Source organism: Actinomadura sp. WMMB 499 (assembly GCF_008824145.1).
Taxonomy (GTDB): domain Bacteria; phylum Actinomycetota; class Actinomycetes; order Streptosporangiales; family Streptosporangiaceae; genus Spirillospora.
The window spans coordinates 5,531,803-5,556,010 of the sequence record NZ_CP044407.1 but is presented as its reverse complement, the minus strand read 5'-3'; the positions used below and the strand labels follow the sequence as shown (position 1 = coordinate 5,556,010).

Genomic DNA, 24,208 nt, shown 5'->3' with positions numbered 1-24,208 from the left:
GTATACCCCTTGAGTTGATCAGACCTCTTCGACACTGCTCGGCTCGCGCCGGGACAGGTCGATGCCGAGCTCCTCCGCGGCGCGGAAGACGTCCTCGTCGGTGTCGCGCATCTCGATGGACATGCCGTCGCTCGAGAGCACCTCGACGTTGAGGCAGAGCGACTGCATCTCCTTGATGAGCACCTTGAAGGACTCGGGAATGCCGGGCTCGGGGATGTTCTCGCCCTTGACGATGGCCTCGTAGACCTTCACGCGGCCGAGGACGTCGTCGGACTTGATGGTCAGGAGCTCCTGCAGGGCATAGGCGGCGCCGTACGCCTCCAGCGCCCACACCTCCATCTCACCGAAGCGCTGGCCGCCGAACTGGGCCTTACCGCCGAGCGGCTGCTGGGTGATCATGGAGTACGGACCGGTCGACCGCGCGTGGATCTTGTCGTCGACCAGGTGCAGCAGCTTGAGGATGTAGATGTAGCCGACCGAGATCGGGTCCTTGTAGGGCTCGCCGGTCCGGCCGTCGAACAGCCGCGCCTTGCCGCCCGGGCCGACGAGCCGCTGCCCGTCGCGGTTCGGCAGGGTGGACTCGATCAGGCCGGTGACGTCGTCCTCGCGGGCGCCGTCGAACACCGGGGTCGCGGTGTTGGTCCACGGCTCGGCCTCGTCGGCGCCGATCTCCTTGAGCGCGCGCTTCCAGTCGGCGTCGTCGCCCTCGACCTTCCAGCCGCGGCTGGCGACCCACCCGAGGTGCGTCTCCAGGACCTGGCCGACGTTCATCCGGCCGGGCACGCCCAGCGGGTTCAGGACGATGTCGACCGGGGTGCCGTCCTCGAGGAACGGCATGTCCTCGACCGGGAGCACCTTGGAGATGACGCCCTTGTTGCCGTGTCGGCCGGCCAGCTTGTCGCCGTCGGTGATCTTGCGCTTCTGCGCGACGTACACCCGGACCAGCTCGTTCACGCCGGGCGGGAGCTCGTCGCCCTCGTCGCGGGAGAACACCCGGACGCCGATGACCTTGCCCTGCTCGCCGTGCGGCACCTTCAGCGAGGTGTCGCGGACCTCGCGCGCCTTCTCACCGAAGATCGCGCGGAGCAGCCGCTCCTCGGGGGTCAGCTCGGTCTCGCCCTTCGGGGTGACCTTGCCGACCAGGATGTCGCCGGGCACGACGTCGGCGCCGACGCGGATGATGCCGCGCTCGTCGAGGTCGGCCAGGACCTCCTCGGAGACGTTCGGGATGTCCCGGGTGATCTCCTCGGGGCCCAGCTTGGTGTCGCGGGCGTCGACCTCGTGCTCCTCGATGTGGATCGAGGAGAGGACGTCGTCCTGGACGAGGCGCTGCGACAGGATGATCGCGTCCTCGTAGTTGTGGCCCTCCCACGGCATGAACGCCACGAGGAGGTTCTTGCCGAGCGCCATCTCGCCGTTGTCGGTGCAGGGCCCGTCGGCGACGACCTGGCCCTCCTCGACGCGCTGGCCCTCGTCGACGATCGGCTTCTGGTTGAAGCAGGTGCCCTGGTTGGACCGCTTGAACTTCGACACGCGGTAGGTGGTCCGCGTGCCGTCGTCGTTCATCACGGTGACGTAGTCGGCGGACACCTCCTCGACGACACCGGCCTTCTCTGCGGTGATGACGTCGCCGGCGTCGACCGCGGCGCGGTACTCCATGCCGGTGCCGACCAGCGGCGACTCGCTGCGCAGCAGCGGCACCGACTGCCGCTGCATGTTGGAGCCCATCAGCGCGCGGTTGGCGTCGTCGTGCTCCAGGAACGGGATCATCGCGGTGGCGACCGAGGTCATCTGCCGGGCCGAGACGTCCATGTACTGGACCTCGCGGGCCGGGACCAGTTCGACCTCGCCGCCCTTGCGGCGGACCAGGATGCGGTCGTCGACGAAGGTGCCGTCGTCGTTGAGCAGGGAGTTGGCCTGCGCGATGACGAACCGGTCCTCCTCGTCGGCGGTCAGGTAGTCGATCGACTCGGTGACGACGCCGTCGGTGACGCGACGGTACGGGGTCTCGACGAACCCGAACGGGTTGACCCGGCCGAACGCGGCGAGCGAGCCGATCAGCCCGATGTTCGGGCCTTCCGGCGTCTCGATCGGGCACATGCGGCCGTAGTGCGACGGGTGGACGTCGCGGACCTCCATGCCCGCCCGCTCACGGGACAGACCACCGGGGCCGAGCGCGTTCAGGCGGCGCTTGTGCGTCAGCCCGGCCAGCGGGTTCGTCTGGTCCATGAACTGCGACAGCTGGCTGGTGCCGAAGAACTCCTTGATGGAGGCGACGACCGGCCGGATGTTGATCAGCGTCTGCGGCGTGATCGCCTCGACGTCCTGGGTGGTCATCCGCTCGCGGACGACGCGCTCCATGCGGGCGAGGCCGAGCCGGACCTGGTTCTGGATCAGCTCGCCGACCGTGCGCAGGCGCCGGTTGCCGAAGTGGTCGATGTCGTCGACCTCGATCGGCACCGGAACGGCCCCGAGGGTGCCCTCCTCCTCACCGGCGTGCAGCCGGACGAGGTACTCGATCGTGGCGACGATGTCGTCCTCGGTGAGGGTGCCCTGGTTCATGTCCAGGTCGAGGCCGAGCTTCTTGTTGATCTTGTAGCGGCCGACCTTGGCGACGTCGTAGCGCTTCGGGTTGAAGTACAGGTTCTCCAGGAGCGTCTGCGCGGACTCGCGCGTCGGCGGCTCGCCCGGGCGCAGCTTGCGGTAGATGTCGAGCAGCGCGTCGTCCTGGCCGGAGGTGTGGTCCTTCTCCAGGGTCACGTTGATCGACTCGTAGGAGCCGAAGTGCTCGCGGATGCGCGCTTCGTCCCAGCCGAGCGCCTTGAGCAGCACGGTGACGGGCTGCTTGCGCTTGCGGTCGATGCGCACGCCCACGTTGTCGCGCTTGTCGATCTCGAACTCGAGCCAGGCGCCGCGGCTCGGGATGACCCGGCAGCCGTAGATGTCCTTGTCGGACGCCTTGTCGAGGGCGCGGTCGAAGTAGACGCCGGGCGAGCGGGTCAGCTGCGAGACGACGACGCGCTCGGTGCCGTTGATGATGAAGGTGCCCTTCGGGGTCATGAGCGGGAAGTCGCCCATGAACACCGTCTGGCTCTTGATCTCACCGGTGGTGTTGTTGATGAACTCCGCCGTGACGAACATCGGGGCGGAGTAGGTCATGTCCTTGTCCTTGCACTCCTCGACGGAGTACTTGGGCGGCTCGAACCGGTGGTCGCGGAACGAGAGGGACATGGTTCCCGAGAAGTCCTCGATGGGACTGATCTCTTCGAAGATCTCCTCGAGGCCCGACTGGGTCGGGACGCTCTTACTTTCGGCCTTCTGGGCCGCCTCGACCCGGGCCTTCCACCTCTCGTTGCCCAGCAGCCAGTCCACTGAGTCGGTCTGCAGAGCAAGGAGGTCCGGGACTTCGAGCGGCTCCTTGATGCGCGCGAAGGAGACGCGGTTCGGACCGGTTGCGGTATTCGAGGCGTTGCGCGAGGCTGCCAAGAGTGGTCCTTCCGAGGGCTCGCGGCGTAACTGACGACACGCACGCCAGACGATCCACGTCCAAGACCTACGCGATAGGGTCCAAAACGGACTCTCGTAGGGGTGCACTCACACGTGGATAGTCAGAGGGCAGCGCAAAGGGGCAGTGTAGCCGACCTGCCACACCGCTCGCAACTCTAGCGCCGCAGTATGCATCACGTTGCCTTGGAGCATCGCTTCTCGAGCCCGCGCAGTCAAGAGCGGACTTGGACTTTTCAGGCCCTGACCTGCAGTGAGGAAGGCCATAGTTTAGGATCCGGTCGCCTACCCGCCGGTAGGCCCCTGAGAGTGGGCGATTCCGGGCACCTCGGACGCCCTGCGCAGAGCCCCGACGACCTGCCCGGCGCGGTCCCGACGGGCCCGGGTGACGGGTGCGGCGGACGGTCGCGGCCGGCCCGTGCGGCGGGCCCGTGCGGCGGGCGCGGCGACGTCCCGGAAAGCGGATCGAGCGGCCGGCCCCGGGCGGGGCCGGCCGCTCGATCGCGGGACGCTCCGGTTCAGGAGATGACGTCGACGTCCTCGGCCTTCCACTCGCCGTCCGCCTTGACCATGGTGGCCTTGACGCGCAGCGGCTCCGGCAGGCGCGCCTGGGTGTCCTTGTTCGTCGCGGCGATCCGGTTCGCGTAGACCAGCGCGACGACCTTCTCCGGCGAGACGCTCACGGCGCCCGCCTTCAGGACCGTGGTGGTCGACACGGCCTCCTGCTGCCGGGCCTGCGCCTTGAGCTGCGAGGCGAACTTGGGGAACTCCTTGTTCAGGTCGCCCGTCGTGATCGCCTCGGCGGACTTCAGGTCGTTGTCGAGCGTCCGGTAGTCGTACGACGACAGCGCCTTCACGGCGTCGGACGCGGCGCTGACGCCGTCGGCGCGGGCCTCCTCGATCGCCTGGTGCTCGCGGTACTTCATGCCCAGGAACACGGTGCCGGCGGCCAGCGCGACGGCCAGCACGGTGAGGACGCCGACGATCACGGCGGGGCTCCCGCGGCGCCCGGACGAGCGCCCGGACGAGCGGGCGGGCTCGGCGGCCTCGCCGTCCCCGGTCTCCCCCGGCTCGTCCTCCGCGTCTTCCTCCGCGTCTTCCTCGGAGTCGGAGTCGTCCTCGGCGTCTTCCTCGGCGTCGGAGTCGTCCTCAGCGTCTTCCTCGGCGCCGGTCCCGTCCTCGACGGAAACGCCCGCAGGAGCCGCTGATTCGTCCGCTGAGCCCTCTTCGCCCTCGGACGCGAGGTCGGAGCCTCCCCCGCCGTCCCGTTTCTTCCTCGGAGTCGTGGCGGCCGCACGGTTCTCGTCCGGCTCGGCGCCGTCCTCGTCGCCCTCGTCTGCCTCGGCGTCCGCCTCGGCGTCGGCGGACGCGGCGTCGGCGGCGATCTTCGCGAGCCGGGCGGCCTCCTTGGCGCGGGCCGCGGCCTCCTCGGCGAGCCGGGCGGCCTCGGCGGCCTCCTCGGCCTTGGCCGCCTGCTCGGCCGCGCGGCGGGCCTTGCCCTCGGCCTCCCGGGCCTTCTCGGCGGCCTCGTCCTTGGTCAGCTCCTTCTCCGGGTCCTCGGCGCCCTTGGCGTCCTTGGCGTCCTTGCTGGACTTGTCTGCAGCGGAGCGCTTGCCCCGGCCGAGCATCGTCACGGGACCATCTCCACGTTGGACACGAGCCAGCGGTCATCGACCTTGGTCATCTGCATCACGACCCGGTAGGGGTACGAAACGCCGTCCTTGACCTTCTCGTTGGTCACGGTGGTGTTCAGCGACACCATCACCTCGGCCGAGTCGTCGTCGATGGAGACGACGCCCGCCTCCACGTCGGTCACGGTCGACTTGGCCTTGGTGCCCTTCAGGCTCTGCACCCAGCTCTTGGACTGGCTGCCGAACTCGTCCTTGATGTCGCCGGTCATGCCGGAGACGATCCGGTCGATGTCCTGCTGGGCGTTCTCGCTGCCGAGGGTCATGAGGTTGACACCCATCTGCCGGGCCGTCTGCCGGGCGGCGGCGGCGTCGTCGGCGTCGGCGTCGTTCTGCCAGGCGCGGAACCCGAGCCACCCCGTGCTGACGACGAGGGCGGCGACGATCGCGCTCAGCGCGATGACGACCGTCCGGGGCCACAGGCGCCTCACCGGACCGGCCTCACTGGCTCAGGGGTCCCATCAGGAGCCACTTCCACGATGCTTCCTCTCCCAACTCCCGCGTGCCCGCGGTGCGGGGCATGACGTACTGCTTGCCGTCGGCGCCGTAGACCGCGCCGGTCGTCGGATCGTATCCAGCGAATTGCACCGAATTCGCCGGATACGACATGTACAGGTTGCCGTTCGCCAGCATGGCGCCGCCGGACGACTCCGCCTGCTTCGCCTTCGCGCCGTCCGAGCCCGAGCCCGAGCCCGCACCGGACGCGGCGTCCGAGCCGGAACCGCCGTCCGAGCCGCCGCCGGAGCCCGAGCCGCCGCCGGAGCCCGAGCCGGACGCGCCGCCCGCCGGGAACCCGGCGCCGGCCGTGGCGCCCTCGGGGAGCTTCGGCGCGGGCACCAGGGCCTCGGTCGGGAAGTTGCGGGCGCCGCGGACGGCCTGCTCGGAGTCGTGCGGTTCCGCGCAGCCGGCGTCGAGCCTCGGCTCCTTGTGGGAGGTGTCCTGCGGCCACCGCTGCTCGACCTGCTCGTAGCCCTTGGTGCAGTTGGGCGGAGAGTTGATGTTCAGCACCAGGCCCATGTGCTGGGTGCCGTCACCTGGCATGACCGTGGGCAGACCCGCGACGGTCACCGGGTAAAGGATGAACAGCGACCGCAGGCCCGCCTGGCGGGTCGTGATGATCTGGCCCGTGGTCGCCAGGTTCGCCAGCAGCACCGGCAGGGTCGGGGACAGCTGGTTGATGGCCTGGTGGGTCTGGTTCACCGCGCCGGGCGCGGCGTCGATCGTCTGCCGCAGCGCCTTGTCGTCGCGCCGGATGGACGTGCTCAGCTCGTTCAGGTTCCGGGAGAAGCCCCGGATGTTCGCGCCCTGCCGCCGCTGGGTGTCCAGGACCGTCAGGCTGTTGTCCAGGAGCTTCTTGGTGTCCGGGTACGCCTCGTCGGCGGTGTCCAGGATCCGGTCGGTGTCGTCGAGGATCTGCTGGAGGTCCTCGGCGGTGCCGGAGAACGCCGTGTTCAGCTCGTCGATGACGATGCCGAGGTGCTCGGTGTTCACCGAGTTGACGAGCGCGTCCACGTTCTGCAGCAGCCGGGACGTGGACACGGGGAGCTTCGTCCGCTCCTTGGGGATCGTGTAGGCGTCGCCCTCGTGCAGGTACGGGCCGCCCTTCCCGGACGGCACCAGGTCGATGTACTGCTCGCCGACGGCGGACCGGTTCGCGACGATGGCCGTGAGGCCCTCGCGCGGGATCCGCTCGCCGCGCTCCAGCTCCAGTTCGACCTTGATGCCGGTGTCGGTCAGCGTGATCGGGCCGACCCGTCCGACGGGCACGCCGCGGTAGGTGACCTCGGCGTTGCTGAAGACGCCGCCGGAGTCGGTGAGGTCGACGTAGGCGGTGTACTGGCGGCCGAGCATCTCCCGGCCGACGCCGATGTAGTTCACCGACACGACCGTCACTCCGACGATCGTGATGACCAGGAAGGCCAGCAGCTGGATCTTGATGCCGCGCTTGAGGATCACGACAGGCCCCCCGTCATCAGGGTCGACAGACCGCTCTCGCGCTGACCGAACGCCCCCGGGCGGTTCTCGCCGCCGCCGAAGAGGTCCCAGAAGTCCCCGCCGTCCTTGTCCTCGCCGTCTTCGTCCTCGCCGCCGGTCCCGGGGGTCTGCTTCCCGGTGGGCGTCTGGGACGGGGCGGGCGTGGGCGTGCCGGGCGCCTTCTGCCCCCCGCCGGACTTCGTCCGCGCCCCGGCGCCGTCCCGCGGGAGGACGCCGAGCGGCGCGTCCGGCAGCGTCAGGTTCGGCACCTGGAGCATGGTGCGCATGTCCTGCCCGCTGCCGAGCTGGCCCTCGAGGTCGGTGCCGCCCAGGAGGTTGCGCCCGAGGCTCTCGAAGTCCAGGTCGACGGTCAGGTGGACGTTGCCGTAGTCGCCCTCGATGACGTTGTCGAACGTCGCCGGGAACGGGTAGGTGATCAGCGTCTCCAGGGAGTTCGGCAGGTCGGAGCCCGCCTTGTTCAGGTTCTTGAGGATCGTGTCGAGGTTCTTCAGGTTGACGACCAGATCGTCGTGCGACTGATTGATCACGTTCGTGGTGGTGCGGCTGAGCTTGTCCAGCGCGACGAGCATCCCGGTGAGGTCCTCGCGGTTCTGCTCCAGCACCGCGATCGCCGGGCCGGTCTCGTCGATCGTCTGCCGGATCGTCTCCCGCTCGTCCGACAGCTTCCCGATCAGCCGGTCCAGGCTGTCGAGCGCCCGGGTGATCGCGTCCCGGTTCTGGTCGAGGGTCCCGACGAACACGTCCACCCGGTCCAGCACCGACTTGATCGTCGCCTCGCGGCCGCCCATCGCGGCCTGCAGCTCGTGGCTGATCGTCGACACCTGCTCCAGCCCGCCGCCGTTCAGCAGCAGCGACATCGCCGACAGCACCTGCTCGATCTCGGTGCCGTGCGCGGTGCGGGCGAGCGGGATCACGTCGCCGCCGCCCAGCCGTCCGCGCGGCGGCTCGTTCGCCGGCGGCGCCAGGTCCACGAACTTCTCGCCGAGCAGGCTCGTCTGCGAGATCCGCGCGGTGGCGTTGTCGGGCAGCTCGACGTCCTCGCGGACGGCGACCGTGACGACCGCGCGCCACCCGCCCTGGCCCCCGGCCAGCTCGATCTCCTCGACCTGGCCGACCGACACGTCGTTGACCTTGACCACCGACTGCGGGACGAGGTCCAGCACGTTCGAGAACTCGATCTTGAACGTGCGCGGGTCGTCGCCGAGGTCGGGGCCGCCGGGCAGCGGCAGCGACGCCACGCCGTCGAACGAGCAGCCCGACAGCGCCGTCACGCCGGCCAGCGCCGCCGCGCCGAGCAGCCCCGCCCGGCGCCGCGCGCGCCGCGCGGGCCCTGTCCTGCTCATCGGCCACCTCCAGGCAGCAGTGCGGAGAGTCCCTGCGGTGCGTGGGCGCCGCCGCCCTGAGCGCCGCCCTGGGCGTTCGCCGGAGTGGAGCCCGAGCCGCCGTTCGCGGGGTTGTCCGGGTCGTTCGGCCCGTAGGCGTCCGGCGGGATCGGCACCGGGTCGTAGTGCGTGGTCAGCGCCGTGATCCACGACAGGTCCAGGTGCAGGCCGCCCAGCGCCTGGCCGATGCCGTTGTACGGCTCGACGAAGTCGAGGCACTGGTCGGCGGGCGTGCCCACCGAGTACGCCAGGGAGCAGACCCAGTCGGCCAGGTTGTTGAACTGCCGCAGGTCGGCCCGGTTGTGGATGGTGCCGCTGATCGGGTCGTAGGCGCGGGCCAGGTTGTTGATGGCCAGCGGACCGGCCGTGAGGATCTCGGCCAGCGCGTCCTTCTCCTTCACGAGGACACCGGTGATCTGGGCGAGCTGCTCGACGTTGTCGGAGAGCTGGCCGCGGTTGTCCTTGACGAACTTCTCCACGTTCCGCAGCGTCGGCCCCAGCGTGTTCAGCGCTGCGCTCAACTCCTCCTTCTCCTGGGAGAGCTGCCCGGAGACGGAGTTGAGCCGGGTAGTGAACGACGCGATCTGCTGGTCGTTCTCCTTCATGCCGTCGGTGATGACGCGCAGGTTCTCGATCGTCTGCGCGACGTCCTCGCGGTCGGTGCTCAGCGTGCTCAGCATCTCCGAGGTGTTCTTGATCGTCTCGTTGATGTCGTCGCCCTGGCCCTGGAGGTTCGCCGCGCCGACCCGCAGCAACTGCGACAGCGCGCCCTCGCCGTCCGCGCCGGGCGCGTTGGCGCCCTGCGGCCCGAGTGCCTCGCTCAGGTCGTTCAGGCTGCCGCTGATCGAGTCGATCTCCACCGGGACGGCCGTCCGGCTGGTGGTCAGCGTCGCGCCGTCCTTCATCACCGGCCCGTTCTTGTAGACGGGGGTGAGCTGGACGTACCGGTCGGCGACCAGCGTCTGGTTCACGATGACGGCCTGCGCGTTCGCCGGAACCTTGTACTTGGCCTCGTACTTCAGCTTCACCCGGACCGAGTCGCCGACCGGGTCGACGCTCGTCACCTCCCCGACCTTGATGCCGAGGATGCGGACGTCCGCGCCCGCGTAGAGGCCGACGGTCTTGGTGAAGTACGCGGTCATGTGCCGCTGCTTCGGCTCCTGCAACAGCAGGACGAGCGCGGCGGCCAGCACCGCGACGGCGAGTATCGCGCCGCCGATGCGGAGAATCGTTGCCGAGTTTCGCACTACCGGTACCTGCCTGCTGTCACGGGAGGAAGGGAAGCGGGCTGTCGCCCTGGTCGCCGTTCTGGCCGTTCTGGTTCTGGCCCGTCTGGTTCTGGCCGTTGCGGGTGGTCTGGCCGTTCTGGGCGCCGCCGTGGCCGCCGCCGCCCTGTCCCGGCGGCGTCCCGGCGCCCGAGTCGTCGATGGACGCCGGGATCGGGATCAGGTTCTGCAGGAAGGCGTCGAACCAGCGGCCGGTGCCCGTGACGTCCGCGAACTGGCGCGCGAACGGCCCGAACAGCTGCAGGATCCGGTCGAGGTTCTCCTGGTTCTTCAGCAGCACCTGGTTGACCTTCTCCAGGTCGTCCAGCATCGGCTTGAGCTGCGCCTCGTTCTCCCGGATCAGCGCGTTGACCTGCTGGGAGAGCCGCACGGTGTTCACCAGCAGCCGGTGGATGACCTCCCGGCGCGCCTGGACGGCCGCCAGCAGCCGGTCGCCGTCCTGGATCAGCTTCTCGAAGTCCTCGTTGCGCTTGGCGAGCAACCCCGACACGCTGCGGGCCCGGTCCGCCAGCTCGTGCAGCTCGTCGTCGCGGGAGGCGATGGTGTTCGACAGGCGCCGCAGCCCCTGCAGCGACGCCCGCACCTCGTCCGGCGAGTTCGCGAACGTCGTCGACAGCACGTCGAACGACGTCGCGACCTGCCGCACGTCGATCTGCCCGACCCGCTCGCCCAGCTCGCTGATCGCCGGGACGACCTCGAACGGCGTGTGCGTCCGCTCCACCGGGATGTGGGACTTCATCGGCTTCGTACCGTTCGGCGTGAGCCCGAGGAAGTGCGCGCCCAGCAGCGTCTTGATCTTGATGCTGGCCTCGGTGCGCTCGCCCAGCCGCACGCCGTCGTCGACCCGGAAGGTGACCTTCACGTGGTCGCCGTCCAGCTCGACCGCCGTGACCTCCCCGACCTTGACGCCCGCGATGCGGACCTCCTCGTCGGGCTGCAGGCCCGCGGCCTCCTTGAACGCCGCGGTGTAGGTCGTCCCGCCGGTGACGAACGGGATCCTCTCCAGGTTCAGCGCCACCAGCAACGCCACGATGATCACTGCGAACGCGGAGAGGCCGATGGGGACCGGGTTTCGCTCCCGGAACGGGATCCTCATCTACTTGCACCTCGCGTTCTCGTTCACGATCGCCGGTGTCTGGTAGGCCGGTCCCCCCGGCAGCTTCACCCGCGCGTCGAGCCCGCAGACGTACATGTTGAACCAGGACCCGTAGGAGGAGATGTTCAGCAGCTCTTCCAGCCGGTGCGGCGTCCGCTGCAGGCCCTTGTCGAGCGTGGCGCTGTGGTCGTCGAGCGTCCCGGCGAGCTCGCGCAGCCCCGCGATGTCGTTCTTGATGTCGGGCCGGGTGTCCTGCAGCAGGCCCGCCGTCGCCGACTCCAGGCCGTTGATCGCCTCGACCGACTCGAAGATCGCCTCCCGGTCGTGGGACAGCCCGCCGACGAAGCTCCGCAGGTCCACCACCATCTTGTCGACCTGCTCGTGCCGCGCGTCGATCGTGCCGAGCACCTCGTTGAGGTTGGTGATCACGCGGCCGATCACCTGGTCGCGGTCGGCGAGCGTGTTCGTCAGCGACGCCGTGTGCCGCAGCAGGCTGTTGATCGTCCCGCCCTCGCCCTGCAGCACCCGGATGATCTGCATCGCGAGCGTGTTGACGTCCTTCGGCTCCAGCGCCTGGAACAGCGGCCGGAACCCGTTGAACAGGACGGTCAGGTCCAGCGCCGGCTTCGTCTGCGCGAGCGGGATCGTGTCGCCCGGGTCCAGGTACTCGTTCGTCCGCCCCGCCGCGTCGCTCAGGGACAGGTACCGCTGCCCCATCAGGTTCCGGTACCGGATCTGCGCCTGCGTCGACGCCGGCAGCCCCGCCCGGAACACCCCGTCGGAGTCGAGGCTGAACGTCACCAGCGCCTGCGTGCCCTTGTGCAGCTCGATGTCCTCGATCTGCCCGACCCGCACGCCCGCGACCCGGACGTCGTCGTTCTCCAGCAGCCCGGTGACGTCCGCGAACACCGCCTTGTAGTTCTCGGACGGCCCGAACCGCAGGTTCGAGATCGTCATCGCCAGCACGCCCGTGACCAGCGAGGTGAGGACCACGAAGATCCCCAGCTTCACCGCCGCGCCCGTGGTCTTCACTCGACCGTCACCACCGATCCCTGCAGCAGCGGCCCGAACATCAGCGCCGACATGTCCGACAGCTCGGACGACGGCGTCCGCGTCAGCGGCGCGACGATGTTCTTGATCGTCTCGTTCTCGTCACCCGCGCCGGGCTCGACGAACACGTTGGACATCGCGCGGCCCCGGTTCCCCGCGGCGCCGGCCGCGCCGGCGTCCGCCGGGTCCGGGTTCTTCCACCACAGGTCGTCCTGCGTGCCGTCCAGCGCCAGGTAGTCGGGGAACGGCACCTTCGAGTTCGGGATCCCGTAGCAGCGCGGGTTGCGGTGGTCTCGCGCCTCCGGCTTGTCCAGCGGGTAGGTGTACGCCGGCCGCGGCTTCACGATCTCGATCGTGAGGTTGTAGCTCTTCGAGCCGTCGCCGCCGCCGACCCGCTCCAGCTCCGGCTTGGCCTCCATGATGCCCTCGAGCACGCACGGCAGCGACGGCGAGTACTTCGCGACCAGCTGGAGCACGTCCCGGTTGGCGATGTTCACCCCGATGATCTTCGGGCCGTTCTGCCGCATGAACGTGTTCCCGTCGTCCGACAGCGCCGTCACCGCGGGGATCAGCCCCTCGATCGTCCGCTGCTTGTCGGTGATCGTCCGGCTCGTCACGTTCAGGTTCCGCAGCGTCTGCAGCAGGTCGGGCGCCGCCGCGTTGTAGACGTCCGCGACGTCGGCCAGGCCGTGCAGGTCCTTGACCAGCGTCCCCAGCTCGGGGTTGATCTTCTGCAGCAGCGCGTCGGCCTGCTCCAGGTTCTGCCCGAGCTGGTCGCCGCGGCCCTGCAGCGCCGTGGCCAGCGCGTTCAGCGTCGCGTTCAGCTCCGCCGGCTTCACCGCCTGCAGCAGCGGCAGCATGTCGTCCAGCAGTTTGTTGATCTCCACGGCGGCGCGCGAGCGGTCCTGCTGGATCGTCATGCCCTCGGTCAGGCCGCGCTCCCCCGCCTGCGCGGGGATCTCCAGCGACACGTACTTCTCGCCGAACAGCGTCTTCGGCAGCATCCGCGCCTGGACGTTCCGCGGGATCAGCTCCGCCTTGTCCGGCTCGAGCGCCAGGTGCAGGATCGCGCCGTCGTCGGTCACCTCGGTGTCGCGCACCTCACCGACGATCAGCCCGCGCACCTTGACGTCCGAATGCGGCAGCAGCTGCAGCCCCACCCGCTCGGCGGCCACCTTCACGTGCACCACCGGCGTGAACGCCTTGTTGTAGAAGGCCACCGTCAGCGCCAGCAGCAGGACGATCACCAGGATCAGCGTCGTGCCCAGCAGGCGCAGCCGCATACGTTCGCTCATCGCGCCCTCACCCCGCGATCCGCACGGACGTGTCCGTGCCCCAGATCGCCATGCCGAGCATCAGGTCCGCCACGTTGATCACCACGAGGCTCGTCCGCACCGCCCGGCCCACCGCGACGCCGACGCCCGCCGGGCCGCCGCTCGCGTTGTAGCCGTAGTAGCAGTGGATCAGCATGACCAGCATCGAGAAGATGATCACCTTGCCGAATGACCACAGGATGTCGTTCGGTGGCAGGAACAGGTCGAAGTAGTGGTCGTAGGTGCCGGTCGACTGCCCGTAGAACGTCGTGACGACGATCCGCGTCGCGCCGTAGGACGCCAGCAGGCCCACGATGTACAGCGGGATCACCGCGATCATCCCGGCGATCATCCGCGTCGTCACCAGAAACGGCATCGACGGGACGGCCATGACCTCCAGCGCGTCGATCTCGTCGGAGATCCGCATCGCGCCGAGCTGCGCGGTGAACCCGCACCCGACCGTCGCCGACAGCGCCAGCGCCGACACCAGCGGCGCGATCTCGCGCGTGTTGAAGTACGACGCGACGAACCCGGTGAACGCGGCCGTCCCGATCTGGTCCAGGGATTCGAAGCCCTGCAGGCCGACCTGGCTGCCGGTGAAGAACGTCATGAACCCGACGATCACCACCGAGCCGCCGATCACCGCGAGCCCGCCCGTGCCGAGGCTCACCTCGGCGAGCAGCCGCATCACCTCGGTGCGGTACCGGCGCAGCGCGCGGAACGTCCACGCGAACGCCCGCAGGTAGAACGACAGCTGATGGCCGAAGTCGTCCAGTCGCTGGAGCGGCGCGTTCACCGCTCGGGAGACGGCCTTCCCCGTCTTGCCTGGGGCCGCCATCACATGCCCTTCGACGGAACGAACTGGAAGTACAGCGTGGAGATCAGGAAGTTCTCCACGAAGAGGAGCATGAAGGTGATGACCACGGTCTGGTTGACCGCGTCCCCCACGCCCTTCGGGCCTCCCTTGGCGTTCAGCCCCTTGTACGCCGCGACCAGGCCGGCCGTGATGCCGAACACGAACGCCTTGAACTCCGCCTGCAGCAGGTCGGGCAGCTGCGCGATCGCGTTGAACGACGCGAGGTAGGCGCCCGGCGTCCCGTCCTGCAGCATGACGTTGAAGACGTAGCCGCCCATCAGGCCGACGACCGAGACCAGCCCGTTCAGGAACAGCGCCACGAACGCGCACGCCAGCATCCGCGGGACCACCAGGCGGTGCAGGGGGTTGATCCCCAGCACCTCCATGGCGTCGATCTCCTCGCGGATCTTCCGGGAGCCGAGGTCGGCGCAGATCGCCGACCCGGCGGCCCCCGCGATCAGCAGCGAGGTGACCAGCGGGCTGGCCTCGCGGACGATCGCCACGACGGCCGTCGCGCCCGTGTAGGACTGCGCGCCCAGCTGCCGGATCAGCCCGCCGACCTGCAGCGACAGGACGCCGCCGAACGGGATCGCGACGAGCATCGTCGGGATGACCGTGACGCTGACGATGAACCAGGCCTGCTGGATGAACTCGCGCCACTGGAACGGCCACTGGAACATCGCGCGGCCGGTGTCCAGGCACAGTGCGAAGAACCGTCCCGGTTCCCGCACCGCGACGTTCGCCGCGCCGTCGCCGATCTTGCGGAGCGACACGCGGGACGATCCTTCGTCTTCACCGCCCTGGTTCGCGCCGACACCAGGAGTGGACATCAGTACCCAGCACCCGCCCCGTACTGTCCGGGCGGCGGGCTACCCGGGAACTGGCCGGGTGCGCCGGGAGCGGTGGGAGCGCCGCCGACCGGCTGGAGGGACGCCACGTACCGCGGCCACTCCTCCACCCAGTTGCGGCCCAGGTCGTCGATGAACGAACCGGGCGGCGGGACGACGCCGTGCGCGGCGCACCACGCGCCGGGCGCGTGCTGGCCCGCGCGCAGCAGCCCGTTCGTCGGCATCTGCTGCGGCGGGATGGGCGGCAGCTTGCCCGGGTCGTGCCCCATCTTCGCCTCGGCCTCGAGCTCGGAGGCGTCCTTCTCCTCCGACATGCCGATCGGGCCGATCTTGCTGGCGTTGAGGAACTGCCGGACGACCGGCTCCTCGCTGGACAGCAGCATCTCCCGCGGCCCGAACATCGCCAGGTTCCGCTGGTACAGCAGGCCGATGTTGTCCGGGACGGTCCGGGCGGTGTTGATGTCGTGGGTGACGATCAGGAACGTCGCGTTGATCTGCGCGCTCAGGTCGATGAACACCTGGTTCAGGAACGCGGTCCGCACCGGGTCGAGGCCGGAGTCCGGCTCGTCCACCAGCAGGATCTCGGGGTCGAGCACCAGCGCGCGGGCCAGGCCGGCGCGCTTCTTCATGCCGCCGGAGATCTCGCCGGGCAGTTTGTTCTCCGCGCCGAGCAGACCGACCAGCTCCATCTTCTCGAAGACGATGCGCTTGACCTCGGACTCGGACTTCTTGGTGTGCTCGCGCAGCGGGAACGCGATGTTGTCGAACAGGTTCATCGAGCCGAAGAGGGCGCCGTCCTGGAACAGCACGCCGAACAGCTTCCGCGTCTCGTACAGCTGCGACTCGGGCAGGTTGGGCAGGTCCCGGTCGCCGATCCAGATGTGGCCGCGGTCCGGCTTGAGCAGCCCGACGAGCGACTTCAGGAAGACCGACTTACCGGTGCCGGAGGGGCCCAGGAGAACGGAGATCTCACCTGCGGGGATGGTCAGCGACACGTCCTGCCAGATCACCTGGCGGCCGAAGGACTTGGTCAGCCCCTCGACTCTGATCTCGACGCCCACTCGTCACCTTTCGTCCAGGCCGGGGGGAATCCCGAACCAATGAGCGAGTAGTACTCAGGCTCTGTCTTACCGAGGCTCTGTCGTCACACCGTGTGCCCGTCCCCTTGCTACCGTCCGGTAGCCGTGACGGGTGCCACTACCGTAGCGACCTTCCGGGCAAATGGAAGAGGTCCCGGACCAGATCAGCGGCCAAATGCGACGTCGTAAGACAATCGTTACTTACGGCGCCTATGAGACTAGTGGTCCAAGAACCGGCACCTCAAGCCGGGGGGGTCAAGCCGGGGGTCACGGCCCGGCCGCCCGCTGTTGCCCGGCGGACGGCCGTTACGGGAGCGGCCCGGTGGGGCCACAGCCACAGAACGGGACGCTACGCCCCGGTATGTGACCCGCACAACCCGTCGTGGCACACGGTTTGAACCGGGCATTTATCACTCGAGCACAGAAAACCGCACCCCTTGACCGGGCACCTTGCGCAGCCTCCGACAACACCGGCCGCCCCGGCCGCCCGGCGTCCGTCCCCCGTTCACCGCCGGACGCCCGACCTGGGCCGACGCGCGGGAACGTGCGGGAACCGGTGGCGGAGGGCGGGGGCCGGTCCCCGGCGGGCGGCGGATCGTCCGAAGGTGGACACGCGAAAGGCGGCCACCCGGGTGGGTGACCGCCTTCCGTACGCGGTGGAGCCGAGCCGCACGGCTCCGGTGCGTGAGGTCCGTGCCGTCGTGTTACTTGACGGTGACCGAGGCGCCGGCCTTCTCCAGGGCCTCCTTGGCCTTGTCGGCGGCCTCCTTGTTGACCTTCTCCAGCAGCGGCTTCGGCGCGCCGTCGACCAGGTCCTTGGCCTCCTTCAGGCCGAGGCTGGTGAGCGCGCGCACCTCCTTGATGACCTGGATCTTCTTGTCGCCGGCACCCTCGAGGATGACGTCGAACTCGTCCTGCGCGGCCTCTTCCTCGGCCGGGGCGGCGGCGCCCGGCGCGGCCACGACCTGGGCGGCCGGGGCGGCGGCCTTGACGTCGAAGACGTCCTCGAACTGCTTCACGAACTCGGAGAGCTCGAGCAGCGTCATCTCCTTGAACGCGTCGAGCAGCTCGTCGGTGCTGAGCTTCGCCATGATGTTTCCTCCGCTATGGCTGAAAAACTGGGGTGTACGGGACCGCGGGTGCCTATTCGGCGGACGCGCCTTCGCTCTCGCGCTTGGCGCGCAGCGCCTCGGCGAGCTGAGCCGTCTGCGTCGGCAGGGCGTTGAAGAGCGCGGCGGCGTTCGCCATGGAGCCCTTCATCGCGCCGGCCAGCTTCGCGAGGAGCACCTCGCGAGACTCCAGGTCGGCCAGCTTGGTGATCTGCGCGGCGTCCATCGACGCACCGTCGATGTAGCCGCCCTTGATCACCAGCGCCGGGTTCGCCTTGGCGAAGTCGCGCAGGCCCTTGGCGGCCTCGACCACGTCGCCCCGGACGAACGCGATGGCCGACGGGCCTTCGAGCAGCTCACGGAACTGCTCGTCGACACCGGCCTCGTTCGCGGCGCGCTTGGTCAGCGTGTTCTTCACAACGCGAAAACGTGCGACCTCGCCGAGGTTGCCGCGCAGCTCGGTGACCTGCGCGACCGACAGCCCGCGGTACTCGGTCAGCACGGCGCCGTTCGAGCTCTCGAACTCGTTCTTGAGCTCGGCGATGGCCGCATCCTTGTGGTCCTTGGCCATGGCCCTCCTTCCGATTACCTTGGGGAAGCCGCCGGGGCGAAAAAGGTCTCGGAAAACAGGAACGCCCCGGCGCAGGCGCACGGGGCGTGGACATGACGCGGAGGTCATGCGGTAGCTCTCGTCTCACCTACGCGGGCCGCCCGAATCTCTTCGGGTCCTTCGGCCGCCCGTGAGGGCGGCGACCGGCGGTCTTCGGCACGGAACAGCTTACGCGGGGATGCTCCTTTAAACCAAATCGGCGCGTCCCGCAACGGTGAGGGGGCCGCGCCCACCGGCGCGGCCCCCTCGGCTCGGGTTCGGATCCCGCGGCGTCAGCTTCCGCCGAGGCCGCCGCCCATCGCCTGCATCATCTCCGCCATGTCGGTGACCTGGTTCGCGGGCGGCGCCGCGACCTGCACCGGCTTGCCGTAGTCGCGGTAGGTCATCGTCATCTGCATCGCGCCCGCGGCGGACGACGGCGTCGACATCGTCATCTTCTGGGGCAGGCTCTCACCGTCCACCCACACGTCGAACTTCATCGACTCGATGCCGGACTCGGCGATGGACTTGCGCGCCGCCTCCTGCTGGTCGGCGGGAAGCTCGGCGATCGCCTCCGACATCTGGTAGGTGCCCGCGTAGTGCGTCGTCTCGACGCCGTTCACGTTCTCCTTGCCGACCTCGCGGACGTCCTTGGACGCCGTCAGCTTCTCCATGTTCGCGACCGGGTCCATCTGCTGCGACTGCTGCATCAGCTGGTCGAGGTTCATCCCGGACGCCTTGCCGACCTCTTCGAGCGAGATCTTCATCCACGGCTTGGACGGGCCCCCGGGCAGCTGCGAGAGCATCGGCATCTTCATGTACATGGTCCGGTCGACGAGGATCTGCTCCATCCCGCCCATGGACTGCCCGCCGACGGACATCTCGTCGAACTTCATGCTGTACGCCAGCTGCGGCTTCAGCTGGTACTGCATGCTGCCGGCCATCTTGACGTTCCCGTCGGGCGCCGACATGGTCATGTCGATGTCGGCCTGGAAGCTGTCGAGCTGGCCGGTCTTCTCCGCGCTCTTGCCCAGTACCTGGGCGGCGCTCAGCTTGAGGTTCTCGCCCGCCTGGCTCACCTTGTCGCCGGTATCGCCGAAGCAACCGGTGAGCGAGAGCGTCAGGCCGGTGACCAACGCGGTCCCTGCGGCGAACCGACGGATCATATGTGAAGTCTCCTTGCGTCGTTGCAAAGCAGCCCGGCCGAAGCCGGGCTGCTCTTTACCTCATCCTCATGACGCCGGGAACGTATGTCCGGTTCGCCCTGCCTGGTGTTTTTCTCAGGCGACGGTCAGTTGCCGCCGAGGAGGTTCTCCAGCGACAGCGTCCCGACCTGCTCGGCGGGCGGCGGGTTCACCGACACCGGCTCGCCGTACTCGCTGTAGACGACGGTCACCTTCCCGGCGTGGCCCTGGTCGCCCTGCACGTTCGTCTCCAGCTTGCGCGGCAGGTTCTCGCCGTCGGTCCACAGGTCGAACTTCATCGTCGCGTCGGCGTCCTTCGGCATGTGGCGGCTCACCTCCTCGCGGGCCTGCGCGTCGAGCTGCTCCAGCGCGTCCTGGACGGTGACGGTGCCGGCGTAGTGCGTCGTCTCGACGCCGTTGACCTCTTCGGTGCCGACGCGGCGGACGTCCTCGGAGCCGGTGAGCATCTTCGTCTGCTCGGCCGGGTTCACCTTCCGCACCTGGTCGATGAGCTGCTGGACGTCGAACCCGCTGCGCTGCGCCACCTGGTTCACGTCGACCTTCACCCACGGCTTGTCGACGCCGACGAACCGGGCGAGCTGCGGGACCTTCGCGTACAGGGTGTCGCCGGTGTAGATCGCGCGGCCCTGCAGGCCCGGGATGGGGGAGCCGCCCCGCGTCGCCTCGTCCAGCTGCGCCGAGAACTTCAGCGTCGGCCGCAGCTGGAACTGCCCGTTGGCGCGGATCTCCCCGCCGCCGTCCCCCTCGCCGGTGACGGTCAGGTCGGCCTGGAACGTGTCGGCCTTGCTCGTCTGCTCGGACGAGGCCAGCAGCGCCTCGTTCGCGCTGAGGTTCACGTTGGCCGCCGTGCCGCCCGACCCGTCCCCGCCGCAGCCGGACAGCAGGAGCGCGGCTCCCATGGCGGTTCCACCGGCGGCGACCATGAGTCGTCGGTTCATCGGTCTTCCAGCCTCCTTGATCGCCCTGCTCGTTTCCACCAGTCTGTAGGCGCGGCGAAAACGCGGCATCCCCCGATGGTACGAATGCTCGGCGGTCCGGTACGACCAGCGGGGTACCGGCCGGGATGACGAGCGGCCTGACGAACGGCCTGACGAGCGGCCCGGGGCCCAGGTGGCGGGCGGGTGTCAGCGATACGAGCCGAACGTCATCGAGCCGTCCAGCGCACCGCCCGTGGCCTGCGCCTTCAGCCCGATCCACGTCGGACGCGCCTGCGCGTTCGCCCACAGGTCGACGGCGACGCCCGTGTCACCCGGGATCACCCGGCCGACCTGCTCCGCGACGTTCTGCGGCAGCAGCCCGTACAGGTCGCCCATCGCGCTGTCGGCCAGGAAGTGGGTGCGGCCCTGCGCGTCGGGCCCCTCCGCGAACAGGTCGGGCAGGCTCGCCATCAGGTACGTGAACTGCCGGGGATCCGATCCCGTCTGCAGCCGCGTCAACTGCTCCTGGGTCAGCTTGGACTGCGTCCACTCCTGCCCGTCGTACCCCTTCAGGACACCGTCCTGCACGATGACCTTCTCGGTCACCTCGGAGGACTGACCGTCCTTCACCGTGGTGGTGACCCCGGTCGCGTTCAGCGCGAACTTCGGGTAAAGCGTGAACTGCGCGGTCTCCGTCGCGTGCGTGTAGTCGCCGGCCGTCCCGAGCGCCAGCTTCACGTCGGTCTTGCGGACGAACGCGCGCAGGTCGGGGCTCGGCTTCGGCTGCTCGTCGGGGAGCACCGCCTTCGCGGCCGCGCTCCCGCCGCCCGTCCCGCCCGCTCCCGATCCGGTGCCGGACGGGCCCGCGCCCGAACCGGCCGCGGTGCCCGGACCGCCGCCCGTCCCGGCCCCCGGGACGGCGCCGCCGGACGGCGTCAGCGTGCCGGCGCCGGGTCCCTCCCCGGCCGCCTCCCGGTCCGCCATGGCGGCGGCGGGCGGCATCGTCCCGGCCTCCGGCCCGGAGCCGCCGCCGGTCTTCACCACCGCCAGGACGGCCGTGGGGACCACCGCCACGGCACCGAGCGCGGAAATCGCGATGATCCGGTCCGTTCTACGCTTCACGGACCCGATTCAACACCAGGTTCCCCGCCGGTAACAAAGGCCTGAAGATATCGGTTTGGCCATTTCCGGACCCGATTTCCGGTAATCCACCCGTTCCGTCCACGAAACGCCACAGGGCGCCCCCGCACGGGGACGCCCTGTGATCAGCACGAACGGCCGGTCGCGCCGGCCGGAACCGCTCAGGCGGTCTCGAGCTCCGCGGTCAGGTTGCGGACCGCGTTCGGGTCCACCGGGATGCTCGGGCCCATCGAGGTGGTCAGCGCCGCCTTCTTGACGTAGCGGCCCTTCGCGGCCGACGGCTTGAGCCGCTGGATCTCCTCGATCGCCGCCGCGTAGTTCTCCACCAGCAGCCGCTCGTCGAAGGACGCCTTGCCGATGATGAAGTGCAGGTTCGCGTGCCGGTCGACCCGGAACTCGATCTTGCCGCCCTTGATGTCGGTGACGGCCTTGGCCACGTCCATGGTGACCGTGCCCGTCTTCGGGTTCGGCATCAGGCCGCGCGGGCCGAGCACCCGGCCCAGCCGGCCGACCTTGCCCATCTGGTCCGGCGTCGCCACGACCGCGTCGAAGTCCAGGAAGCCGCCCTGGATCCGCTCGATCATGTCGTCGGAGCCGACGAAGTCGGCGCCGGCCTCGCGGGCCTCGTCGGCCTTCGCGCCACCGGCGAAGACCAGCACGCGGGCGGTCTTACCGGTGCCGTGCGGCAGGTTGACGGTACCGCGCACCATCTGGTCGGCCTTGCGGGGGTCGACGCCCAGCCGCAGGGCGACCTCGACGGTCGCGTCGAACTTGGTGACCGCGGTCTCCCGGGCGAGCTTCACGGCCTCGGCCGGGCTGTACAGCCGGTCGCGGTCGATCTTCTCCTCGGCGGCGCGGTAGCCCTTGCTGCGCTTCATTCTGTGTTCCTCCTGGAACCTCGTGGTCACGGGCCGCGCCCGGCCCTCCCACGTGACGGACTTACTTGACCTCGATGCCCATGGACCGCGCGGTGCCGGCGACGATCTTCTCGGCGGCGTCGAGGTCCTTGGCGTTGAGGTCGGGCATCTTGGTGGTGGCGATCTCGCGGATCTGGTCCGCGGTGACCGAGCCGACCTTGGTCTTGTGCGGCTCGCCGCTGCCCTTCTCCACGCCCGCGGCCTTCAGGATGAGCTGCGCGGCCGGCGGGGTCTTGGTGACGAAGGTGAACGAGCGGTCCTCGTAGATGGTGATCTCTACGGGGATGACGTTGCCGCGCTGGGCTTCCGTCGCAGCGTTGTACTGCTTGCAGAAGTCCATGATGTTGACGCCGTGCGGACCGAGAGCGGTACCGACCGGCGGCGCCGGGGTCGCGGCTCCGGCCTGGAGCTGCACCTTGACGACGGCGGCGACTTTCTTCTTCGGAGGCATGCGCTACCCCTTGTGTCCCATTTTCTGGTGGCTCCGACTCCCGGAGATCCGGGCGACACGGTGGCTGGGACGATTCCGCCGTGTGGGAGCCGCTGTATGTTCCGCCCGTACCCGCGCGCGGGTCGGTCAGATCTTGGAGACCTGGTTGAAGGAGAGCTCGACCGGCGTCTCCCGCCCGAAGATGCTGACCAGCACCTTGAGCTTCTGGGCCTCGATGTTGATCTCGTTGACGGTCGCCGGGAGCGTCGCGAACGGGCCGTCCATGACGGTGACGGACTCGCCGACCTCGTAGTCGACGGTCGCCTGCGCCTTCGCGGGCTCCTTGGCCTTGGCCACGCCCGTGCCCTCTTCGGGCTCGGGGGCCAGCAGCTTCGCGACCTCGTCCAGGCTCAGCGGGGACGGCTTGTTCAGCAGGCCCACGAACCCGGTGACGCCCGGGGTGTTGCGGACGGCGGCCCAGGACTCGTCGGTCAGGTCCATCCGGACAAGGATGTAGCCCGGCAGGACCTTCTCGTTGACCTTCTGCCGCTTGCCCTGCTTGATCTCGGTGACCTCGTGCTGCGGGACCTCGATCTGGAAGATGAAGTCTTCCATGTTGAGGGTCTGCGTCCGGGTCTCGATGTTGGTCTTGACCCGGTTCTCGTAGCCCGCGTACGTGTGCACGACGTACCAGTCGCCCGGCTGGAGCCGGAGCTGCATCTTGAAGTCGGCGAACGGGTCGACCGGCGGCCCGGCGGGGGCCTCTTCGGCCTCCTCGGTCTCCTCGGTCTCGCCCGTCTCGTCGCCGGTGTCCTCGCCCGTCTCCGCGGCGTCCGCGACCGCGGCCTCGGTACCCGTCTCGGCGTCGACGTCGGCCTCGTCCTCGGCGCGCACTTCGGCGGCGAGGTCGGCGGCGCCCTCGGCCACCTCCGGGCCGGGGGGCTCCTCGCCCTCGAGCTTCGTGTCCGCGGGCTCGCCTTCCCCGGCGGTGACGGCCGCCTCGGCCGCCTCGTCGGCGGGCTCGGCCGCCTGGCCGGCCGCAGCAGCCGCAGCGGACTGGGCCTCTTCCACGGCCTCGTCGTAGGGCTGTGAGGACTCGGACACGGTTTCTCTTTCTCTCGGTCTGCGCTGACTGGTTGTACGACGGTACGGCGGTGCGTCCGTCCGGCGGCCGTACGCCGCGCGAACGTCCCGGACGTCCGGGTCCGGGCGCCGAACGGCCCGGCGGGTCGGGATCAGCCGAAGACGGCGTAGATGCCTTCCTGCAGACCCCAGTCGACACCGGAGACGAGCGCGACCATGAAGAGGACGAACACCAGGGAGACCGCCGTGTACGTGATCAGCTCCCGGCGGGTGGGCCAGATGACCTTGCGCAGCTCGGCGACGATCTGGCGCACGAACAGCGCGGGGGAGGTCCGCTTTCCGACCTTCTTCCGCTTGCCCTTGCCTTCGTCCCTGGCCTCGGGCTCGCCGCGCGTCTCAGTCGCCATGCCGCCGTTCACCTCATCGGTCGTGTTCTGACCACCTCGTGGTCGCCCCGCCGTTCACGCCTTCGCGCGTCACGGCGGCCGCCGCGACGCGGCCGGCACGGGTGCGCGCACCGCACCTCGCAGGGCAGGAGGGACTCGAACCCCCAACCGCCGGTTTTGGAGACCGGTGCTCTACCAATTGAGCCACTGCCCTTCATTCTCCGCTTCCGGAGAACCGCCCGACCGGATGGCCGGGCCCGTGCCGGTTACCAGCTTACGGCGTCCCGAGGGTCGCTCGTGCGGACAGCCTCGTAGCCGGTGACGCGTCACTAGGA

General features: G+C 69.3%; 21 protein-coding genes and 1 tRNA gene. All 22 read right to left on the bottom strand.

The genetic code is table 11. The features are described from left to right. Positions 1-18: 18 nt before the first annotated feature. The 22 genes from rpoB to F7P10_RS24815 all read right to left on the bottom strand — a co-directional run bounded on the left by rpoB (position 19) and on the right by F7P10_RS24815 (position 24,087). Positions 19-3,486 carry a DNA-directed RNA polymerase subunit beta gene (gene rpoB, locus F7P10_RS24920; protein ID WP_151012721.1) on the bottom strand — a complete coding sequence of 1,156 codons (3,468 nt, stop codon included), beginning with the start codon at positions 3,484-3,486 and terminating at the stop codon, positions 19-21. Positions 3,487-4,022: 536 nt separating this feature from the next. Next, on the bottom strand, positions 4,023-5,138 hold the full coding sequence (locus F7P10_RS24915) for a hypothetical protein (protein ID WP_151012719.1): 1,116 nt from the start codon (positions 5,136-5,138) through the stop codon (positions 4,023-4,025). Continuing rightward, positions 5,135-5,623: a hypothetical protein gene (locus F7P10_RS24910; protein ID WP_151012717.1), complete on the bottom strand. Its 489-nt coding sequence runs from the start codon at positions 5,621-5,623 to the stop codon at positions 5,135-5,137. Before F7P10_RS24910 ends, F7P10_RS24915 begins: the two co-directional genes overlap by 4 nt. 10 nt (positions 5,624-5,633) lie before the next feature. After that, positions 5,634-7,148, bottom strand: a complete 1,515-nt coding sequence (locus F7P10_RS24905) for an MCE family protein (protein WP_151012715.1) — start codon at positions 7,146-7,148, stop codon at positions 5,634-5,636. Beyond that, positions 7,145-8,530 (bottom strand): MCE family protein, encoded by a 1,386-nt coding sequence (locus F7P10_RS24900; RefSeq protein ID WP_151012713.1) that lies wholly within the window; start codon positions 8,528-8,530, stop codon positions 7,145-7,147. The genes F7P10_RS24905 and F7P10_RS24900 overlap by 4 nt, the downstream gene beginning before the upstream one ends. After that, complete coding sequence (locus F7P10_RS24895) at positions 8,527-9,816, bottom strand: MCE family protein (protein WP_254716005.1); 1,290 nt, start codon at positions 9,814-9,816, stop codon at positions 8,527-8,529. The genes F7P10_RS24900 and F7P10_RS24895 overlap by 4 nt, the downstream gene beginning before the upstream one ends. A 19-nt stretch (positions 9,817-9,835) precedes the next feature. Continuing rightward, complete coding sequence (locus F7P10_RS24890) at positions 9,836-10,951, bottom strand: MCE family protein (RefSeq protein WP_151012711.1); 1,116 nt, start codon at positions 10,949-10,951, stop codon at positions 9,836-9,838. Then, the gene (locus tag F7P10_RS24885) at positions 10,952-11,983 is read right to left on the bottom strand and encodes an MCE family protein (protein ID WP_151012709.1); all 1,032 of its coding nucleotides are present in this window, start codon (positions 11,981-11,983) and stop codon (positions 10,952-10,954) included. Next, positions 11,980-13,296 (bottom strand): MCE family protein, encoded by a 1,317-nt coding sequence (locus F7P10_RS24880; RefSeq protein WP_254716004.1) that lies wholly within the window; start codon positions 13,294-13,296, stop codon positions 11,980-11,982. Before F7P10_RS24880 ends, F7P10_RS24885 begins: the two co-directional genes overlap by 4 nt. A 7-nt stretch (positions 13,297-13,303) precedes the next feature. Continuing rightward, positions 13,304-14,152 carry an ABC transporter permease gene (locus tag F7P10_RS24875; RefSeq protein ID WP_151012708.1) on the bottom strand — a complete coding sequence of 283 codons (849 nt, stop codon included), beginning with the start codon at positions 14,150-14,152 and terminating at the stop codon, positions 13,304-13,306. Further along, on the bottom strand, positions 14,152-14,850 hold the full coding sequence (locus F7P10_RS24870) for an ABC transporter permease (RefSeq protein WP_302851478.1): 699 nt from the start codon (positions 14,848-14,850) through the stop codon (positions 14,152-14,154). Before F7P10_RS24870 ends, F7P10_RS24875 begins: the two co-directional genes overlap by 1 nt. A 149-nt stretch (positions 14,851-14,999) precedes the next feature. After that, positions 15,000-16,079, bottom strand: coding sequence for an ABC transporter ATP-binding protein (locus tag F7P10_RS24865; RefSeq protein WP_254716003.1), 1,080 nt, complete (start codon positions 16,077-16,079; stop codon positions 15,000-15,002). Positions 16,080-16,801: 722 nt separating this feature from the next. Beyond that, complete coding sequence (gene rplL / locus F7P10_RS24860; protein ID WP_151012704.1) at positions 16,802-17,188, bottom strand: 50S ribosomal protein L7/L12; 387 nt, start codon at positions 17,186-17,188, stop codon at positions 16,802-16,804. A 52-nt stretch (positions 17,189-17,240) separates the two neighbouring features. Next, positions 17,241-17,777, bottom strand: a complete 537-nt coding sequence (gene rplJ / locus F7P10_RS24855) for a 50S ribosomal protein L10 (protein ID WP_151012702.1) — start codon at positions 17,775-17,777, stop codon at positions 17,241-17,243. Positions 17,778-18,088: 311 nt separating this feature from the next. Beyond that, a complete protein-coding gene (locus F7P10_RS24850) occupies positions 18,089-18,961 on the bottom strand; it encodes a DUF6612 family protein (RefSeq protein ID WP_151012700.1) in 873 nt (290 codons plus the stop codon). Between the two features lie 125 nt (positions 18,962-19,086). Beyond that, complete coding sequence (locus F7P10_RS24845; RefSeq protein ID WP_254716002.1) at positions 19,087-19,938, bottom strand: LppX_LprAFG lipoprotein; 852 nt, start codon at positions 19,936-19,938, stop codon at positions 19,087-19,089. A gap of 186 nt (positions 19,939-20,124) precedes the next feature. Continuing rightward, positions 20,125-21,039, bottom strand: coding sequence for a hypothetical protein (locus tag F7P10_RS24840; RefSeq protein ID WP_151012698.1), 915 nt, complete (start codon positions 21,037-21,039; stop codon positions 20,125-20,127). Positions 21,040-21,218: 179 nt separating this feature from the next. Then, positions 21,219-21,935, bottom strand: coding sequence for a 50S ribosomal protein L1 (rplA, locus tag F7P10_RS24835; protein WP_151012696.1), 717 nt, complete (start codon positions 21,933-21,935; stop codon positions 21,219-21,221). A 61-nt stretch (positions 21,936-21,996) separates the two neighbouring features. Then, positions 21,997-22,425: a 50S ribosomal protein L11 gene (gene rplK / locus F7P10_RS24830; RefSeq protein ID WP_151012694.1), complete on the bottom strand. Its 429-nt coding sequence runs from the start codon at positions 22,423-22,425 to the stop codon at positions 21,997-21,999. A 126-nt stretch (positions 22,426-22,551) separates the two neighbouring features. Further along, the gene (gene nusG, locus F7P10_RS24825; protein ID WP_254716802.1) at positions 22,552-23,298 is read right to left on the bottom strand and encodes a transcription termination/antitermination protein NusG; all 747 of its coding nucleotides are present in this window, start codon (positions 23,296-23,298) and stop codon (positions 22,552-22,554) included. A 341-nt stretch (positions 23,299-23,639) separates the two neighbouring features. Next, entirely contained in the window at positions 23,640-23,894 is a 255-nt protein-coding gene (secE, locus tag F7P10_RS24820; protein ID WP_151012691.1) for a preprotein translocase subunit SecE, read from the bottom strand. Between the two features lie 120 nt (positions 23,895-24,014). Beyond that, positions 24,015-24,087, bottom strand: a tRNA-Trp gene (locus tag F7P10_RS24815). Positions 24,088-24,208: the final 121 nt, after the last annotated feature.